Raw genomic sequence first — 17535 nt, 5'->3', positions numbered from 1 at the left:
AGAATATGTCAATCTCTAGCAATCAGCATTTTTTTATTAAGAAGTTTTCCTGTAATTACCGAGACTTCGTTACTTACTCTGAGCATCTATTTACCAGAGTCAGCTGTATTTTGGACAACAAAAATCCGTAGCTATACAGAAACTTCACAATTCATTTAAGTAAGGACTCAGCAGATCGCTTAAGTTAACTCATCCCAAAATCAATACTTTGAGGGGTTTGCTCAGGAAAAATATCACTCTTTGGAGGAGTGACTAGATTTTTTTTTGATGAAAATGAGTCAAAGGACTAGTAATGCCCAAACTCGATATGCCAGACTCTGCATTTAAGTTCGGTATTCACTTACGAGAAACCACTTAGGTGTTATTTAACAAGTAACGCTTAGATAAGTTTTTTAGTGAACAAAGCTTAAAATGCCAACTTTGGTCAGAGCATAACCGAGGAACTCCCTAGAGTTGGCTCTATCCTTGCGGAGTCTAGAGATGCCCCAATGTCTTTCTCAACCCACTGTTGAGTTTTCTACATTAATCAAGTTGCTGCGTTGGCGATCGCAGCAGCAACCTGAACAGCAAGCTTATACGTTTTTGATTGATGGCAAGACAGAAGGCCCAGCCCTAACCTACGCTGAACTGGATCGACAGGCCCGATCCATTGGCGCTTTGCTGCAACAGCACCAAGCTCAGGGAGAGCGGGCCTTACTGCTATACCCCCAAGGACTAGAAGTACTTGCGGCTTTTTGTGGGTGTCTCTATGCGGGCGTGATTGCGATTCCAGTGCCACCACCTGATGGTAGTCGGCTAAAGCGCACCCTACCTCGTTTACGCGCGATCGTTAAGGATGCGCAGGCTTCGATTGTGCTGACCACCAGCCGCATTTTTGATATTTTGGCAAAGGCGGGGTTGGAGTTTCCTGAGTTTCAAAGCATGCGTTGGATTGACACTGAGCAAGTTGATCTCAGCTTGGCAGATCAGTGGCAAGACCCTGACGTTGACAGCAACACTCTCGCTTATCTGCAATATACTTCTGGCTCAACTTCCACACCCAAAGGGGTGATGATCAGCCATAAGAATTTAATGTTTCACTCGGCCTATCTGCAAAGGGCTTGTGGATATACCCCAGAGAGTGTGACTGTCACTTGGATGCCCTATTTTCACGATTACGGCTTGGTGGAAGGGCTCACCCAACCGCTTTACAACGGCACACTTTGCTATGTGATGTCACCGTTTGCTTTTATCAAGCAACCTGTCCGGTGGCTGCAAGCAATCTCTCGCTATGGTGCCACGCATAGCCAAGCTCCTAACTTTGCCTACGATCAATGTGTCCGGCGAGTTACTCCGACTCAATTAGAAACGCTGGATCTCAGCAGTTGGCAAGGGGCAGGCAATGCTGCTGAACCGATTAACCCCAGAGTGATGGAGAACTTTTACGAAAAGTTTGCTCCTTGCGGCTTTCAGTGGGACACCTTTGCCCCAGCATACGGGCTCGCTGAAGCAACTTTGCTAGTTTCCACCAGCCCTGTCAACACATCGCCTGTAATTTGTACGGTTGAGGCCGCAGCAATCGAAAAGAATCGCATTGCGATTGCACCGCCTAACCAACAGGAAGGGGTTCGGACAATTGCCAGTTGTGGGCAGTTAGTCTGCGAGACTCAAGTGGCGATCGCCAATCCTCAAACTCTAAATCGTTGTGCACCTGATGAGGTGGGGGAGATCTGGGTATCTGATCCTGGCGTGGCTCAAGGCTACTGGCAACGACCGGAGGATACTACAGCTACCTTCCAAGCTTACTTAAACGATAGTGGCGAAGGCCCCTTCCTCCGCACCGGGGATTTAGGGTTCATTCAGGATGGGGAGTTGTTTATCACGGGTCGGATCAAGGACTTGATCATTATCCGAGGCACCAACCACTATCCTCAAGATATTGAATGGACGGTGCAGGAAGTTCATCCAGCCTTGCGTCCCGACTACGGTGCTGCCTTCTCAGTCGAGTTTGAGGGCGAAGAAAGGCTGATTGTGGTGCAAGAAGTAGAGCGACAAGCCCAAAACTTGGATGTAGATGAAGTCATCGCCGAGATTCGGCAGGCGATCGCTGAGCAACATGAGCTGCAAGTTTATGCAGTGGTTCTAGTGAAGCCGGGCAATGTCCTCAAAACCTCCAGCGGTAAGATTCAGCGTCAAGCTTGTCGATCTAGCTTCTTAGCTGGAGAACTCGGAGTTTTAGCAGACTGGAGCGAGAATCCGCAGATTCGGTCTAATTTTCGACATTTACAAGGAGATGTCAACTCTCTCCTACAACGCATACAACCCACTCACTAAAGCTTACAGCTCTGCTGTAGTTGTACTGTCGATCGGCTGGCGATCGCTCCAAGGAGAATGCAATGCATCCACTCAAACAATACTGGGTCGCGGAAGCCCTTGAACAAGATTTAGGAGATCCCTGTAATCCAGATAGCCTGATGTCTTTCCAGCAGGTTGTAGAACTGGACGAGCAAGAGGAGTTTCCTACAGATCTGCTTAATTGGCTCTATAACTGGAAGCTCAATCATTACTACATACCAACTGCATGTGGGGGTGAGTTTACCTCCTTTGAGGAGTTTGTTGCTTTCGTCCGAGTCATGTCTCGTCGAGATTTGACAACTGCTATCAGCTTCACCACGCTGTTTTGGTCTTATCTGGTTTGGATGGCAGGCACAGATGAACAAAAACAGCGGTTGGCTAGCTTTATCAAAGATCACAACGGCGCGATGTGTCTGGCTTATTCCGAAAGGGCACATGGCAGCGACCTGGTCGCCAGTGATGTACAAGCCACCAAAGTGGCCGGAGGCTATCTCCTCAATGGAGAAAAGTGGCCAATTAATCGAGCGACGATCTCCGGTGTCACCTTTGTCTTAGCCAAAACAGATGAATCAGGTGGAGCGCGCAGCTTATCTCTGTTCATGGTGGAGAAAAGCCAACTTGATCCCAATACTTACTACAACCTGCCCAAAATTCTGACTCACGGCATCCGTGGTTCTGATATGAGCGGCATTGGATTTCAAGACTGCTTTGTGCCAGAGTCTAGCCGCATCGGGGCAGAGGGCGCAGGTCTAGAATGGGCGCTCAAAGGCTTCCAAATTACTCGCGCCCTTTGTGCCGCTTTTTCTCAGGGAGCCGCAGATACCGCCCTCAGAACCACACTCAACTTTGCACTGGGCCGTAAGCTCTACGGCAAGACTGTCTTTGATATGCCCCAGCCTCGGCGAACTTTGGTTGATGCTTTTCTAGATATTTTGATCTGTGATTGCGCCACCATTGGAGCTGCCAGAGGTTTTCATGTCATCCCTGAGCAGTTCAGCGTTTGGTCGGCAGTAGTGAAATACTTCGTCACAACCACGCTGGAGAGCATGGTGACGAATGTTTCGGTGGTGCTGGGGGCTCGGTACTATATGCGCGACGCTCATGACTGGGGCATCTTCCAAAAAGTCGTGAGAGACAACGCCATCATCAGCGTGTTTGATGGCAGCACTGTGGTTAACTTACATGCCCTGCTGCTGCAACTGCGACAACTGGCAAAACAGCGATCGCGCCAGAAAGGCCGCAATCTGGAAGCTTTACAAGCTCGTTTAGCAGCTTGTTTCTCCCTAGACCAGTCAGTTCCCACATTTGACGGTCGCAAATTGGAGCTGTTTAGTCGCGGTGCAGATGATGTCCTGCAAGGTTTGGCATTAGCTCTGACACAGCTGCAAAGCCTGGAAACAGATCCCGATCTCGATTCTGACGTATTGCAGCAAATTGGTGGGTTCACTCATCTCCTTTTAGAAGAACTCAGCGCTCTAGATCAGAGCTTAGAGAACTCTACATTTGAGTTTGGGCACGACCAATCACCAGAGTTGTTCGACCTAGCTAAGCACTATTGCACCTTACATGCCGCAGCATCTTGTGTGCATATGTGGCTCCACAACCGCCATCATTTGGGTGCCTTTTTTGCCAAGGGTGAATGGCTAGCTCTCTGCCTCAGAAGGCTGGCCCTCTCATTCCGCCCGGCGCACAGTCTTGCTTCTCGAATTAACGATGAAGCGATCGCTCAGGAGCTTCTACAGCTCCACATGGAAGACAAACTCTTTTCCATCGTTCCTTTTCAACTAGCAACATCTAAAGTACAAGGGGATCAAACCAATGCAACTTCAGAACTCCAGCTACAAGCCTAGCGAAGTTTTGAGCCCAATCGATTTAGGCAGTCAAACCACAGAAACTTCTCCAGTAGAAGCAATTCAACAGTGGCTGGTCAGCCAATTGGCAAAGCAGTTATCCCTTGATCCCAACAACATTAAGGTTCAAGAGCCGCTCACTCGCTACGGCTTAGACTCCATTGATGCCGTAACTCTCGTAGGAGAGCTAGAAGATTGGCTAGAGTTGGAACTTCCTTCCACCCTATTGTGGGATTACCCCACCATTGAGAAAGCCGCTACTTTCTTGGTGCAAGAGTTTGACGTGGCAGCAGCCCTGAACAACGTCAACATAGAGACGGCTACAACTGCTCCTCAAGAGAAAGCAGAGAAGTCTTCTGGTTGGGGTGGCTTGTGGAACCGTATTAGTGGTAGCTAGTTTGCAGATGGGGAGCCTGGCTTCATTGCTGATTCAAATAATCAGTCATGGTTGTGAAGGCTCTCGCATAGTCCTACCGAATAATCTACGGATCAACCTTGATAGGGCTGGGAACGGATGAACTTAAGCTTGGGGAGGATGGATTAATTGAACTTTTCGGAATTCTCCTTCTGGTGGGTACTAATACTCTTCAGTATCCCTTTCTTCGCGGTTCGCTTTATCGGCCAGCACTTCAACCTGTGGCGACCTGCTTTCGACAGTGTTGGCTTAGCCGCGATGTCATTGTTCTTATTTGTCAATGCATCGCGCTCTAGTTTTATCATCTTTATCTTTGAAATTATTTTCAACTACGTCCTGGTGCGTCTGATGCTACGTCGTCAAGGGTGGGAAGCAAAGATGATTGCCACCAGCTTGATTGCGATCGATATTGCCATCCTCGCTTACTTCAAGTACCTCAACTTCTTTGTCGAAGATGTAGTGGGGCTACTATTGCCAGGGATAGCTGCTAGCTGGAGGTCACGAGGGGAAATTCCAGGTATGGGAGCGATCCCGCCAGGTCTTTCCTTTTATACCTTTCAAATGGTTGCTTTTGTCGTTGACTCCTTTACCAGCAAGAAGAAGCGCCCGATCGGGGTAATTGACTATGTCAATTTTGTCTCCTTTTTTCCCCAGGTTGTAGCAGGTCCAATTGAACGCCGCGCCGATCTGTTTCCCCAGATCGAAGGATTTCGGTTTAAATTTACCTTGGACAACTTTGAGGCAGGTCTCCGATGGCTCTCGCTCGGATTGTTCATGAAGTTTGTGCTCGCTGATAATATCTCTCCCTACATCGATTTAGAAGAAGCCAGTAATGCTTGGCTAGTTTGGTTTTCGGCCTACCTATTTACTTTAAGAATTTATTTTGACTTTGCAGGTTACAGTTTCATCGCGCTAGGACTTGCCAAGTTTGTCGGGGTGAAGCTGACAACTAATTTTCTCGCGCCTTATACATCCCAAAGCATCAACGAGTTCTGGCGGCGCTGGCATGTCACCCTCAGTACTTGGTTCCGGGATTATGTGTTTTTGCCGCTAATGGGTTCTAAGAAACAGTGGGCTCCTTTCTTTTTGTTTCTGACCTTTACCCTCTCCGGCTTTTGGCATGGAGCCGCTTGGAACTTCATTCTTTGGGGTGCTTATCACGGTCTATTGCTGCTTGTCCTCCGCTATGCTGGGCGGCCTTTCTATAGCTTCGTGGGCCAGCGATTGCTCATGCCCCAGTTTATTTCTTGGGCGTTGACCTTCGGATCAGTCATCCTCGGATGTCTGTTCTTCATGGAAACTAATGTACGCCGTTTAGGCACCAAGCTACAGACCTTAGTTAACCCGGAAGCCTACTCTTTTAGCAACATTAGCAGTGCGCTTAGCTCGTTTAGTACTAACGAGGCTGTCGTTCTCGGTTTCACTTTGGGGCTGGCAACCTTAGTGCTGTTGCTTGAGCATGTAGCAATTTGGCAAAAACGTGAATCTGAGTATGACTTGCTGACTTCGCCTTGGGTGTCGCGAACCTTACTTGCTTTGACAGTCTTACTGGCTGCAAACACTCCCTCTCAGTTTATTTACTTTGAGTTCTAATGCAGAAACTTCTCAAGCTCACTAGTTGGGTCGCGATCGCAGGTTTAGCTTGGACGGCTGGCTACTTCTACAATGCCCGCTATGGAGGTGAGCTAAGCTGGTTGCGCATGATGTATGAGCAAAAGATGGCCTTGGCAGATCAGGTTCAGGGGCCGCGACGAGTCTTAATTTTAGGAGGTTCTGGCGCTCATTACACAGTAGATGCGGGGGTGATGCAGCAAGAACTAGGCATCCCTGTTCTCAATCTTGGCGTGGATGGCCCTGTGGGACTCGATGTGATTATCCCTAGCATCAAGGATAAGATTCGACCGGGAGATATCGTTCTGCTGATTCCAGAATATTTGCTACTGCTAGATGACGATGGCTTTGGCGATCGCTCTGGGCAGTTTAGTATCGCGATCGGTCAGCCTGGACTGGGAGGCATTCCTGCCAAACAACTGGCTCAAGACACGCTGATGGTGGGAGCACCCACTTTGCGAGCCTTGACCAAATCATCCCTAGATATTGTGGAGAAGGGTAAACTCACAGGTTATTATTCTGACCCCATTACGCAGAATGGCGATCCGACTGTTCTTAAGCAGCGTACCAAGTCAAAGTGGTGGCAGATGAAGATCAAAGAGCCCATCTCTGACTATGCCTATGAGCGCATCGCCAAGTTTCGCCAAGAGGTAGAAGCCGAAGGAGCCACGCTAGTCTTAGGGTTGCCTTGGCTGTATGCCAGCGATGACCCACAAACGATTGAAAACGTGCAAAAAACTGCGACCCAGCTAGAGGCGATCGCCCCTGTTCTCTACGACAAGGCTTCCTTAAATCTCAAAGCCGACTCTAGCTTATTTGCGGATACGCATTATCACTTGAATCAACCTGCCAGAAGGATACGCTCTACCGAACTAGCCCAGCAATTTAAGCAAGTGATGGGAGATCAGATAGCAGCATCACCGCTCACCCAACAACCTCAATAGGCATCAGTCTGTTGGGGCTAAGCCAAATCGCAGTCACAAGTTCCACTCCGTCAGTCCCCCATGACACTCACCCTAATTCGCTAATAATGATGTACTGCAAAAAAGATAGGCTTGCAGATCAACCTGAAACCCTTCCTACCCCTTTTCTAAACGTCAATCCTATCCGGATTTGCATTTTGGGAGGAGGCTTTGGGGGGCTTTACACCGCCTTATACTTGCAGCGCACTCTAGGCAAAAAGTTCAAAAACTATCAAATTAGGTTGGTTGAACCGAAAGATCATTTTCTGTTTACACCGCTCCTCTATGAGCTGGTGACGGGTGAACTCCAAGCTTGGGAAATTGCCCCCACCTATCAACAACTTTTGGCTCACACTAACGTTGAGCTGTGGCAGGAAGCGGTTTCCAGCGTTGATTTAGCGCACCGTCGTGTCCGACTTCAAAATGGTGAATCGCTGATCTATGACTACTTGGTCTTAGCAGTAGGCGGAGAAACCCGACTTGATACCATTCCGGGTGCAGTTGAACATGCTTTTCCTTTCCGCTCCTTGGCTGATGCGATGCATTTAAAGGAGAGACTGCGTTTTTTGGAAGCATCAGGGCAACACCAGATTCGAGTCGCTGTGGTCGGGGGTGGCCCCAATGGTGTGGAACTCGCTTGTAAGCTGGCAGATCGCTTAAAGGCCAGAGGGCAGGTGCGGTTGATTGAGCGGGGCGATCGCATCCTGAAAACCTTTTCAGTGGCAAGTCGAGCAGTGGCCTACAAAGCGCTGCAACGCAGAGGGGTACAGATTGAGTTGGAAACGGGCATTGAGGCGATCGCGGCCCATCACCTGACACTTGTTCATCAAGAGCAAACTCGCACGATAGATACAGATCTAGTGTTGTGGACTGCTGGGACTCAAACTCTAGATTGGGTAAGAGATCTCCCTTGCCAACAGAATTCGCAGGGACAACTGCTCACATCACCAACCCTGCAATTAGCAGATTACCCAGAAGTATTTGCTTTAGGAGATCTGGCAGCGATTCAAACTGTAGGACGACAGCCAGTTCCCGCCACAGCTCAAGCTGCTTATCAACAAGCCAGTTGTGCGGCTCGCAATCTCCGTGCTGCAATCACAGACAAGTCACTGCTTTCCTTCCGCTACCTCCATTTAGGGGAAATGTTGACGCTGGGCACCAACTCAGCGGTGGTCTGGAGCTTTGGTCTCACCCTACAGGGAGCGATCGCCTGTGTGATTCGGCATTGGATTTATTTACAGCGAATGCCAACCCTGCGCCATCGTCTCCGTGTCATCAGACATTGGCTTGCTAGTGGTCTCCTGCGGTGCTTGCCAACTCCCGCTCGCCAACCTGTTCGCCAAGTTTGGAAGCGGTTAAATAGGCGATCGCGACGAGCCGTGGCTCACTACCCTGGACGTTTGCCTTACTAAAACAGATTCAAATAAATCAAAAAACCCGAACTTAATAAAAGATTTTTCTGAGGTTGAATATGGTGGCTGAGGCGCAAAAACCTAAATCCCTACTGAGAACCAAGCTAGAGGAATTGTTCGGCTTAGACCTGCGCTCATTAGCTGTGTTTCGCATTGGCTTAGCGCTGCTGATCCTCACAGATTTAATCATCCGTTCCGGGGATCTGGTCGCACACTACACAGACGCTGGTGTCTTGCCGCGATCGCTACTCACAGAAGCCCTTTGGAAACCAGGCTATTGGTCTATTCACCTAATCAGTGGTCAGCCCCTCGTCCAAGGTTTAATCTTTTTAAGCGCTGCTCTAATCGCCTTGGCTCTGTTGGTGGGATACCAAACCCGACTCGCCGCGATCGCTTCTTGGGCACTGATCATCTCCCTCCATAACCGCAATCCTGCTCTGATCTTTGCGGCAGATGATGTATTGCGCGCCTTACTGTTTTGGTGCATGTTTTTACCACTAGGCGCTTATTATTCTATCGATCGCGCCCTCAACACCTCTTCTAAACCTCTACCCAAACGGATACTTTCTGGCGCTACTCTGGCACTCACTTTACAAATCTGCTTTGTCTATTGGTTTTCTGCTGCTTTCAAAACTACCAGCCCAATTTGGTGGCCTCAAGGCGATGCTGTCTACTACGCCTTGAGTTTTGACCAATACGCCACTCAGTTTGGTAAATTTCTGCTGAACTTCCCGCCCTTGCTTACCTTTTTTACCTTAAGCACTCTGCTACTGGAGTGGATAGGGCCGTTGTTTCTCTTTGTGCCGTTCCGCACCACCTGGTTCCGATGTGGCACCATTATCACGTTTATCTTGTTACATATCGGTTTTGGTGCCAGCCTTCATATCGGTATTTTCCCAATGTTGAGTGTCTTTTGCTGGCTAGCATTTATCCCTAGCGATGTTTGGGACAGTTGGGGGAAACGCCTGTATACAGCAGAGCGAGCTGGATTGCAGATTTACTACGACCGTGAATGCGGCTTCTGCAAGAAAGTAGTGCATTTGCTCCGAACTTTTCTGTTGCTACCCAATATCCCCTTACTCATGGCGCAGGAAGATCCTAGCATCTTTGCGGATATGCAAACCTACAACTCTTGGGTTGTCGTAGATTGGCAAGAACGTAGACATTACAAGTTTGAGGCGATCGCCTATATTTGTTCTCTTTCCCCTGTGTTCAAGATCTTGGCTCCGGTGCTGCGGTGGCGGCCTGTGATGTCTGTGGGAACTAAGTTTTATGAAACAATTGCCACCAATCGTCGTACTGCCGGAAAGTTCACCAAACCCCTCAAATTCCGTCCTTTAGAAGTGCGATCGTCGCGGCCACTGAATCTGATTACCTTATTGCTATTTGCTTATACCTTTATTTGGAATCTCAGAAGCTTTGCTCCCGATGTTTTTAATCGCAGAACCCTAAATTCTGTGGATGGAATTAGCCGAGTCACCCGCCTTAATCAGTCATGGAGTATCTTCGCCCCCGCTCCACCCAGAGATGATGGTTGGTATGTGATTCCGGGTCAGTTAGCCGATGGCACCGAAGTAGATGTATTTAAAGATGGTGCGCCTGTGTCCTACGACAAACCTAGCTTAAAGGTGCGGAATGCCATTTACCGCAATATGCAATGGCGCAGCTACTTGATTAATCTCAACCGAGCAATGGGTAAAAAGCTGTATCCCTACTACGGTGAGTATCTATGCCGCAACTGGAACGCTCGACATCAAGGTGCAAAACAGATCCGAAGTTTAGAGGTTTACTTCATGAAGGAGAGAACAGTTCCACCCGGACAACCCCAAACCGTAGAGAAAACCCAAGCCTGGCAACAGTCCTGCTCTCAGCCTAATCAACCATAGCGTTCCAGAAAGGACATTTACTCATGCTGGATCAACTATCGACCATTCAGCCTACGGCTCGCCTAACATCCAGGGTTGCGGTCTTAGTCCCCTGCCATAATGAGGCTTTGACGATCGCTCAGGTGGTGGCGGATTTTCAAACTGCTATGCCAGAGGCCAAGGTTTATGTCTATGACAATCGTTCAGTTGACAATACAGCAGAAATAGCAAGTGCAGCAGGCGCGATCGTTCGCTATGAACCTGTACCTGGCAAAGGCAATGTTGTTCGGCGGATGTTTGCCGACATTGAAGCAGATGCCTATGTAATTGTAGATGGCGACAACACCTACGAATCAGGCGCAGTCAGGCATCTCGTCACTCGCTTACTGGATCATCAGCTAGATATGGTGGTAGGAGTACGGCGCAGCACACCTAGCGAGTTAGCTGCTTATCGACGTGGACATCGCGGTGGCAATCTCATGCTGACCTATTTTGTCCGGATGTTGTTCGGAGCCCAATTTTCCGACATGCTTTCGGGTTATCGAGTGTTCTCACGCCGCTTTGTCAAATCTTTTCCAGCGCTATCGAATGGTTTTGAGATTGAAACTGAGTTTACAGTTCACGCCTTGGAGCTGAAAATGCCTTTTGCTGAAGAGCCCACCTGGTATAAATCTCGCCCACCTGGTTCTACCAGCAAACTCAAAACTTTCAGTGATGGTTGGCGCATTGTCGGCACTGCTTTGCTGCTGTTTAAGGAAGTACGGCCTCTACTATTTTTCGGCCTAATCTTTTTACTTTTGGCTCTTACATCCATTCTTTTAAGTATCCCCGTTCTGACCACTTTTTGGGAGACAGGATTGGTTCCTCGATTTCCGACTGCGATCCTCTCAACATCTATTATGCTGCTGGCTTTCTTGAGCTTAACCTGCGGCATGGTTTTGGACTCAGTGGCGAGAGGACGGCAGGAAGCGAAACGCATGATTTACCTATCTTACTCAGCGCCAGGAACCCATGAATTGCTCCACCAGTAAGGCGAAATTAGGGTGCACTGAGATCAATTGCCTGAAAAGGCAGGACTAATCACTGAACTGCTTGACGGTATTGAATCCCCTGAAAATTTACTGGAGTTCATCTCAATGCAATGGCTCAGCCGACCCAATAAATTGGCTACGGAACAACATTCTCAGGCCACCCGTACCCGCAAAACCGTTGTTAAAGCAGCGTTGACTCTGGCGCTCGTGACCTGGTTGTGGGCGATCGCCGTCACCTCGGACACTTTAGGGCTAGACACAGACCTGAGACTCCAGATGGCGCATGCTTGGTGGACGGGCACTGAAGAAGTCATTCTCACGCCTGACATGACACCCAAAGTCCGGGGAGACATTCGGTTCGGCGTCATAGGTAAAGGAGAGAAGCGATATATTGCCTACGAGGTTGGGCAATCGATGTTGATGTTGCCTGGAGACTGGGTTGGCACTCAACTACATCGCGCATTCCCCGCGATCGATTCCTTGCAATGGCGCACCTTAGCCGTTAGTTTTCTGATCTTTATTCCCCTGAATGTAGCTGCGGTTGTCTCTGGCTTCTGGCTCCTCCGTTTGTTTAACTTTGACGAGCAAATTGCTGGACTGACCAGTATCACTCTGTTCCTCGCGACCACTATGCTGCACTACGCCCAAGTGCCTCAACAAAATAACCAGTTATTGCTGTTGGTAACACTTGGATACGCTACTGCCCTTGCTTATGTGCATCAAAGGCAGCGTTATTTTGCACTTCTTAGTGGTTTAGCGCTCGGCGGAGCCTTACTGATCCGTTCCACCAGCACTTTACATGGACTCACCGTATTACTCTTTCTGGCTGGGTGTGAGATTTACCAAAGCCGTAGCATCGCCAAAACGTTCCAAGCATTGCTGCTATGGGTAGCAGGCTTTATCCCTTTAGCTTTAGTGAGTCGCATTCTGGATGACTGGCGGTATGGCGGCTTTTGGGCAACTGGCAAAATCGTCGAGCAGCAACAGTTAACCACAGACCCCATGTGGAATGGGTTGCCTGATCTACCAGCAAATTACCCCTGGATCAACGATCCCTCCGTGGGCATTTTAGGAGCGCTTTTCTCTCCAGCCAAAAGCATTTTTCTTTATGATCCCCTACTCGTACCTTGTCTAATTCTAGGCGTGGTGCTTTGGCGAAAGCTTCATCCCTTTCTCAAGTGGTACTTAGCCGTTGGGGTGATGAACCTGGGATTGCATCTCTTGGCTTACAGTCGCTTTGTGTTTTGGCATGGAGATGCAGCTTGGGGAGCCAGATACCACGTCACGTCTGTCCATCTCTTACTACTACCTCTGCTAGCTCTTTTTGCTCAGCGCTTGCTCTACAGTCGAAGATTAAAAGCTTGGGTGATGCGCGGTTTGATTGTTTTGGCGATCGCCATTCAACTTGCTTCAGTGGCAATGCCGAGACAAATGGAGGAAACTCAGACTCTAGTTGGGGCTCCTGGCTCGCGTCTACAATTCCGTCTGGCTCAGCGCGTGATCAACATTGCCTGCTTAGCCAATAGTTCTATTTCAACCCGCTGCTCTAGCGAGTTACCCCCTAAAATCAGCAATTATCTCAAGGAATATAACTCGATTACCTTTTTACCATTTAGCTTCAGCCAGCAAGCAATTAAGAACCCAGCCCTCGCTCCAATTGCAAGAGTCTTATTTGTAATTTGGGTAGTCATTGTGGCGATCGCGGTGGTCAGCACCCTCTTCTATTACCGCCCTCTTTTTCTGCCAACTGGTTAGGCCTTTTTTTAGCCACAATTATTAGTTTTTGAGTAATATATCCTAGACATGAGAATCAGAAAATTAATCTCTCTTCATGCAGGCAATTCCACCGAACTTGTGGGGAAAGCCTTAATCCTCTTGGCAATTGGTTTTGGTTTTTTCAGTCGAGTTATCAGTGTGTTTCATTACAACACTTTTGATGTGGGGTTTTCTCCAGATCAAGTGAGAGATGCCCACGTTTATATGAAGATGTGGCAAGGAATTTGGCCTAGCTTAGGACCAGCCTCCTCAATTGGTGGCTACAATATACCACCGCTCTACTATTATTTAGTTTTTCCATTTACTATTTTTGGTCCCAATCCAGTTTTTCAAGCTTTACCGAATGCGCTCTTTTCTTTCTTGTCAATTCCAGTTCTAATTTACTTGGTCTACCAGCTCTTAGAAAACCTCAATCCTAGCAAACGACTGTTTTTAGCAGGTTTAGCAGGTTTTTGGTATAGCAGTCTCTTCGCTGATATTTATCTGAGCACTTACGAGTGGAACCCTAGCCCCATTCCGTTCTTCTTAATGAGTTTTGTGCTGCTCTACAAATTTCAATTGGAAACCCATTTACCCCTCAAAGTCCAAGCAGTTAGTTGGGTTGCCTATGGCGTGGTGTTGGCTATTTTAGTTAGCTTGCACTCTAGCACCATGTTTGTGATGCCAATTGTGTTTCTTGCCAGTTCAATTTTATTTATTGCCAAAAACCGGAAGCGCTGGCAGCAGTGCTGTCTTCCTGCCTATTCTATTTTAACAGCCTTACTTTGTCTGATTCCTTATTGGAAAGGGGAGGCGAGCCGTGGATGGGATAATACAAAGGAAATTTTGTTAACGGTTTTTAACTCAAACCGAGAAGTACAAGGTTATACACCTTGGGAAAAAATCGGCAGGATTTTATTTAACTATTCCGAGTTAGGACGACAAGTCTACTTTATCAACTCCTCTTGGCTATTTACAGCCATTTCCATAACATTTTCATTCTTAGTTCTAATCTTAGGAATCTGGAAGTTTAGAGGCAACAAAATCATTTTTGCCGTTTTGTCTTTCACTTGGTTAGTTTACTTTTATGCAGCTTCTAATCATACAGGGCTGTATCCGATTCATTTTAAGATGCCAATTTTATTTAGTCCTATTATTTTTACCGTTCTAAGCCTTTCCTTTTTAGGGACGTCTCTCAAGCCGAACACATTAATCACAAACGTTACGATGCTGTCTATTCTAGTAGGTATAGTTTTATCGATTGGTATCAACCTTAATATGGACTATACCTACTTAGCTGGGAAATATGGTCAAAACAGGGTTATTTCAACTCAAGAAATGGTTGAAGTACTCAATCAACTACCTGCCAGCTCAACTATTTGCGATCGCAACCTCAGGGGATGGAGAAAAGTCAACAATCCCTACAGCTACATTGACACTTATATAACCAAAAAAGCATTTAATATTACCGCACAATGCCAAGCAGGGAATTACACGATGCATAATAAATTTTATTATCAGTTCCTAGAAGATAATTTGTGGCCCGCTCTAAAGGTTTCTAGAACTGGGTCTTTCGAAGAAGCTGCAACTCTGCTCTGGGAAACTCCAACTACTTTTGTTTATCAGCTTCAGTGATCTCTGGCTTAATTTGAGATTTTAGTCGCACCAATTTCACAAGTGCAGTCGCACAATCTAAAATCGGGGGATGACGAATCAGCATCCTCTTTCAGAAATTCCTTCGTGTGCTTGGCAACGACCGATTGGCTTAGGTTGGGACAAGCCCTACACTGTCCGCTACGCTAGCAATTTAGATGATGGCCCCTGGCATGGCATGCCCTTAGGCGGCTTTGGGGCTGGATGTATCGGTCGCTCCTCACGGGGAGACTTCAACCTCTGGCACATTGACGGCGGAGAACATGTCTTTCAATCGATCCCAGCTTGTCAGTTCAGTGTTTTTGAGCAAGTGGGGACAGAAACCCCTCAGGCCCATGCCCTCTGCACTGAGCTACCAACCGACGGTAGTCTGAGCCAGTGGCACTGGTATCCCAAGCGGGCCCAGAGGACAGAAATCCGAGCTTCCTCTGACGATTCCATTCATCCGTCATCCCTCATCTCTCATCCTTCTGGTACCTACCACGCTCTTTATCCTAGGAGTTGGTTCGTCTACTCTGGTGTGTTTCAAGCCGAACTGACCTGTCAGCAGTTTTCACCCATTTGGGCGCACAATTACCAGGAAGCCAGCTATCCGATCGCGATTTTTGAGTGGACAGCTCACAACCCCACCGACCAACCGATTACCCTCAGCATTATGCTGACTTGGCAAAATTTGGTGGGTTGGTTCACCAATGCCAACAAGTCACCAGAAGTGCGAGTTAGGGATGATGGTAGCCCTGTTTATGAGTACCAGCCGCGCTTAGGAGAGAGCCAAGGTAATTTCAACCAGTGGGTCGTAGATCGCCATCGCGTTGGATGTGTGTTAGATCGAGCGGGCCGAGATGCCAACGCCAATCCTCAGGAAGGTGAGGGACAGTGGGCGATCGCTTCTCTAGCCCCTCCCTATACTTCGGAAGTGTTCTACTACACCCGCTGGAATCCAATTGGGGATGGGGCTGAGATTTGGCAGACCTTTGCCCAAGACGGATCTTTGGCAGACTGTAGCGACGAAACCCCAGCAGCGGCAGGAGAGCAGGTGGGAGCCGCGATCGCCATCCGCTTTACGCTTGCGCCTGGTGAGTCGCGTCAGATTCCCTTTGTACTGGCTTGGGATTTTCCCGTCACTGAGTTTGCGGCTGGAGTCGAGTACTACCGCCGCTATACCGATTTTTTTGGTCGCAGTGGACAAAATGCTTGGTCAATGGTTCGCACTGCCTTAAAGCATTACCCAGACTGGAATGCCAAAATTCAAGCTTGGCAGCAGCCGATTCTAGAGCGAGGGGATTTGCCCCAATGGTTCAAGATGGCGCTGTTTAATGAGTTGTACGACCTCACCGATGGTGGAGCGCTGTGGAGTGCCGCTAGCGATCGCGACCCCATCGGCCAGTTTGCCATTTTGGAATGTATTGACTACCGCTGGTACGAAAGCTTGGACGTGCGGCTGTATGGCTCCTTTGGGCTGCTGATGCTGTGGCCAGAACTAGAAAAATCCGTAATGCGAGCCTTTGCCCGTGCCATTCCTGCTGCTGACGATCGCACTCGTGTCATTGGTTACTACTACACCATCGGCGCAGAAAGCCCCACAGCAGTAAGAAAAGTGGCGAACGCCACCCCGCACGATTTGGGCGCTCCCAACGAGCATGTGTGGGAGAAAACCAACTACACCAGCTACCAAGACTGCAATCTCTGGAAGGATTTGCCCTCCGATTTTGTGTTGCAGGTGTACCGGGATTACCTGCTCACCGGGGCCAATGATGTTCAGTTTTTAGAAGAGTGCTGGCCCTCCGTTGTCGCGGCATTGGCTTACCTCAAAACCTTTGATCTCGATGGCGATGACATCCCAGAAAATTCTGGTGCCCCCGACCAAACCTTTGATGATTGGCGATTGCAAGGCATTAGCGCCTACTGTGGTGGCTTGTGGATTGCTGCCTTAGAAGCCGCGATCGCCATTGGTCAAATTCTGATCAGTCAGCCAGATGCAACTAGCCCGACGGCTGATACGACTGAGATTATGGGCGCGATCGCTACTTACCAAACTTGGTTAGCTCAAGCTCGCCCCCTCTACCAAGCCAAACTGTGGAACGGTCAATACTACCGCCTCGACAGTGAAAGTGGCTCAGATGTGGTAATGGCAGACCAGCTCTGCGGTCAGTTTTATGCTCGGTTGCTGAGCTTACCCGATGTAGTCCCCCTAGATTGCGCTCACACCGCCTTAAAGACTGTCTATGAGGCCTGCTTCTTAAAGTTTTTTGACGGTCAATATGGAGCGGCTAATGGCGTGAAACCGGACGGCTCTCCCGAAAATCCCAAAGCTACTCATCCGTTAGAAGTTTGGACTGGAATTAACTTCGGACTCGCTGCTTTTTTGCTACAGATGGAGATGAAGGCTGAGGCATTTCAACTAACCGAGGCAGTCGTGCAGCAAATTTACAATCACGGTTTGCAATTTCGGACACCCGAAGCTATTACCGCCAATGGCACCTTTCGAGCCAGCCATTATTTACGGGCAATGGCAATCTGGGCGATCTACGGAGTTCTGACGAAATTTTCGGCTGAGCCGTAGTACTGAGTCGCAATTCCGACAATCGGTAGATTGTTTAAATTTGCGCTATTTGCCCCGCTATTTAGGGATAGCTTTATAGGACTG

At 48.5% G+C, this 17535-nt stretch carries 11 protein-coding genes; all 11 read left to right on the top strand.

The features are described 5' to 3' along the window. Positions 1-480 precede the first annotated feature (480 nt). Positions 481-2313, top strand: coding sequence for a fatty acyl-AMP ligase (locus KME12_00995; protein MBW4486343.1), 1833 nt, complete (start codon positions 481-483; stop codon positions 2311-2313). A 62-nt stretch (positions 2314-2375) separates the two neighbouring features. After that, positions 2376-4184, top strand: coding sequence for an acyl-CoA dehydrogenase family protein (locus tag KME12_00990; protein MBW4486342.1), 1809 nt, complete (start codon positions 2376-2378; stop codon positions 4182-4184). Then, complete coding sequence (locus KME12_00985) at positions 4153-4581, top strand: acyl carrier protein (protein ID MBW4486341.1); 429 nt, start codon at positions 4153-4155, stop codon at positions 4579-4581. Before KME12_00990 ends, KME12_00985 begins: the two co-directional genes overlap by 32 nt. A gap of 147 nt (positions 4582-4728) precedes the next feature. Beyond that, positions 4729-6192 (top strand): MBOAT family protein, encoded by a 1464-nt coding sequence (locus KME12_00980; protein MBW4486340.1) that lies wholly within the window; start codon positions 4729-4731, stop codon positions 6190-6192. Continuing rightward, a complete protein-coding gene (locus KME12_00975) occupies positions 6192-7154 on the top strand; it encodes a hypothetical protein (GenBank protein ID MBW4486339.1) in 963 nt (320 codons plus the stop codon). The genes KME12_00980 and KME12_00975 overlap by 1 nt, the downstream gene beginning before the upstream one ends. 89 nt (positions 7155-7243) lie before the next feature. Further along, complete coding sequence (locus tag KME12_00970; GenBank protein MBW4486338.1) at positions 7244-8584, top strand: NAD(P)/FAD-dependent oxidoreductase; 1341 nt, start codon at positions 7244-7246, stop codon at positions 8582-8584. Between the two features lie 59 nt (positions 8585-8643). Further along, the gene (locus KME12_00965) at positions 8644-10470 is read left to right on the top strand and encodes a DUF393 domain-containing protein (GenBank protein MBW4486337.1); all 1827 of its coding nucleotides are present in this window, start codon (positions 8644-8646) and stop codon (positions 10468-10470) included. Positions 10471-10493: 23 nt separating this feature from the next. Then, positions 10494-11480 carry a glycosyltransferase family 2 protein gene (locus KME12_00960; GenBank protein ID MBW4486336.1) on the top strand — a complete coding sequence of 329 codons (987 nt, stop codon included), beginning with the start codon at positions 10494-10496 and terminating at the stop codon, positions 11478-11480. Between the two features lie 132 nt (positions 11481-11612). Beyond that, positions 11613-13235, top strand: a complete 1623-nt coding sequence (locus tag KME12_00955; protein MBW4486335.1) for a hypothetical protein — start codon at positions 11613-11615, stop codon at positions 13233-13235. 48 nt (positions 13236-13283) lie between these two features. Further along, positions 13284-14870: a hypothetical protein gene (locus KME12_00950; GenBank protein ID MBW4486334.1), complete on the top strand. Its 1587-nt coding sequence runs from the start codon at positions 13284-13286 to the stop codon at positions 14868-14870. Positions 14871-14940: 70 nt separating this feature from the next. Then, positions 14941-17451: a bile acid beta-glucosidase gene (locus tag KME12_00945; GenBank protein ID MBW4486333.1), complete on the top strand. Its 2511-nt coding sequence runs from the start codon at positions 14941-14943 to the stop codon at positions 17449-17451. Positions 17452-17535 lie beyond the last annotated feature (84 nt).

This window comes from Trichocoleus desertorum ATA4-8-CV12 (assembly GCA_019358975.1).
Classification (GTDB): domain Bacteria; phylum Cyanobacteriota; class Cyanobacteriia; order FACHB-46; family FACHB-46; genus Trichocoleus; species Trichocoleus desertorum_A.
Note: the sequence above shows the minus strand (reverse complement) of the source record. Positions and strands in the feature narration are given on the sequence as shown.

What these genes read in the sequence shown, in the direction of transcription:
- KME12_00965 (MBW4486337.1), top strand. Translation starts at nt 8,644, where the DNA reads ATGGTGGCTGAGGCGCAAAAACCTAAATCCCTACTGAGAACCAAGCTA.
- KME12_00985 (MBW4486341.1), top strand. Translation starts at nt 4,153, where the DNA reads ATGCAACTTCAGAACTCCAGCTACAAGCCTAGCGAAGTTTTGAGCCCA.
- KME12_00950 (MBW4486334.1), top strand. Translation starts at nt 13,284, where the DNA reads ATGAGAATCAGAAAATTAATCTCTCTTCATGCAGGCAATTCCACCGAA.
- KME12_00970 (MBW4486338.1), top strand. Translation starts at nt 7,244, where the DNA reads ATGTACTGCAAAAAAGATAGGCTTGCAGATCAACCTGAAACCCTTCCT.
- KME12_00990 (MBW4486342.1), top strand. Translation starts at nt 2,376, where the DNA reads ATGCATCCACTCAAACAATACTGGGTCGCGGAAGCCCTTGAACAAGAT.
- KME12_00945 (MBW4486333.1), top strand. Translation starts at nt 14,941, where the DNA reads ATGACGAATCAGCATCCTCTTTCAGAAATTCCTTCGTGTGCTTGGCAA.
- KME12_00975 (MBW4486339.1), top strand. Translation starts at nt 6,192, where the DNA reads ATGCAGAAACTTCTCAAGCTCACTAGTTGGGTCGCGATCGCAGGTTTA.
- KME12_00960 (MBW4486336.1), top strand. Translation starts at nt 10,494, where the DNA reads ATGCTGGATCAACTATCGACCATTCAGCCTACGGCTCGCCTAACATCC.
- KME12_00995 (MBW4486343.1), top strand. Translation starts at nt 481, where the DNA reads ATGCCCCAATGTCTTTCTCAACCCACTGTTGAGTTTTCTACATTAATC.